Source organism: Geodermatophilus maliterrae (assembly GCF_041018925.1).
Classification (GTDB): Bacteria; Actinomycetota; Actinomycetes; order Mycobacteriales; family Geodermatophilaceae; genus Geodermatophilus; species Geodermatophilus maliterrae.
In genome coordinates this window covers 1-1,579 of sequence record NZ_JBFNXQ010000204.1, presented here as the reverse complement: position 1 = coordinate 1,579, position 1,579 = coordinate 1, and the positions used below count along the sequence as shown (strand labels likewise).

The 1,579-nt window shown below is 70.7% G+C and carries 1 protein-coding gene and 1 pseudogene; one reads left to right on the top strand and one right to left on the bottom strand.

The genetic code is table 11. From position 1 onward, the window contains the following. Positions 1-15: 15 nt before the first annotated feature. Positions 16-845, bottom strand: a protein-coding gene (locus ABQ292_RS26465) for an IS5 family transposase (protein WP_438940642.1) whose coding sequence is annotated in 2 segments (ribosomal slippage) — positions 16-486 and positions 489-845 — 828 coding nt in all. Because the reading frame shifts where the segments join, the coding sequence is not laid out codon by codon here. A gap of 424 nt (positions 846-1,269) precedes the next feature. On the opposite strand from ABQ292_RS26465, the pseudogene ABQ292_RS26460 reads away from it, so the two are divergent. Then, positions 1,270-1,579 (top strand): annotated as a pseudogene (locus ABQ292_RS26460) (transposase family protein); the annotation flags it as partial.

The following is a 1,579-nucleotide window of genomic DNA, read 5'->3' as shown; positions in this document are numbered from 1 at the left end:
TTAGAAGACGTTGCATTAGTTCGTTGGTAGGCGTCGGGCGCAGATGAGGGTGACCGCGAGCCGGACCAGCGAGGTGATCGTCGTGGCGGTGCGGTCGTAGCGCAGGGCCAGGCGTTTGTAGGACGGCAGCCAGCCCAGGGTGCGTTCGACGACCCAGCGGTGACGGCCCAGGCGGGCACTGGAATCCCGGCCGATCCGTGCGATCCGGGCGGTGATCCCACGCCGGCGCAGGTAGCGGCGGACCCGCGGGTTGTCATAGCCCTTGTCGGCGTGCAGCTTGACCGGCCGGCGCCGCGGGTGGCCGCGGCCGCCGCGGCGGATCGCCGGCATGGAGTCCAGGAGCGGCTCGACGAGCATGCTGTCGTGCCGGTTGGCGCCGGAGACGAGCACGTTGAGCGGCAGCCCATGCGCGTCGACGAGCAGGTGGTACTTGCTGCCGGCCTTGCCCCGGTCGGTGGGGTTCGGCCCGGTCAGTGCACCCCCCTTTTCGCTCGGACGCTGACCGAGTCCAGGCTCGTCCGAGACCAGATCAGTCGGCCTTGCTCACCGAGCTGGTTGAGGACTGCGGTGTGCAGTCGGTCGAAGACGCCCGCCTCGGCCCACTCGTGCATCCGCCGCCAGCAGGTCCAGCCCGAGCCATAGCCGAGCTCGGTGGGCAGCTTGGCCCAGCCGATGCCGGTGGACAGCACGAAGGCGATGCCCTCGAGCACATCCCGATCGGAGGTTCGTGGCCGCCCGGTGCGGCCGTGCACGGCCGGCTTGGGCGGTGGGATCAGCGGCTCGACCAGCGCCCACAGCTCGTCACTGATCAGCCGCGGCGGCGGGGAAGACGCCGGCGATGACATGCCCCGCACCCTGCGCCGACCCGCCGTCGGCCGACAGAGCCCGAGGGCCTACTTCCGCAACGTCTTCTTACTCGTCTAGCTACCAACTAATGCAACGTCTTCTTACGACCTCGTGCACGGTTAGCGGGACGCCTTGCTCGTGACGGACGGGGCAGGGTCGTGGTGTGTCGAGGACGTTGGCGCGTGCCGCTGCTGTTGCCGATCAGCGGGTGACGGGGCTGTCCCCGTTGGTCCTCGCTGAGCTGGTCGCCGAGCTGGGGCCGCGCTGGCAGGCGCGCCAGGACGCACGATTGGCCGATCGGCCGCGCCGGCGGGCGGTCGGCGCCGGTGCAAAGCACCGGCTGGTATTTGTTGACCGGTTGCTGGCCACCCTGGTGCACCTGCGCCACGAGTCACCCACGATGTGCTGGCCTGCTGGTTCGGAGTGTCTCGCTCCACGATCACCCGGGCCGTCGGGGAGGTCCGCCCGCTGCTGGCCGGGCGCGGCTGCACCGTCGAAGGCGGGCTCCGGCTGCGCACCCTGGCCGATGTGGTCGCCCATCTGGGTGCCAGCGGGCAGTTCGGCCTGCTGGATGCCACCGAGGTCCGGGTGCGCCGCCCGGCCGCCGGTCGGGTCGGCCGGCAGCGGTTCGTCTCGGGCAAGGCGCGCGCCAACACGGTCAAGGCGTTAGTGATCACCGACGCCGCCGGGCGGCTGCTGTTCTGCGGACAGACCCGCCCGAACTCGATTCACA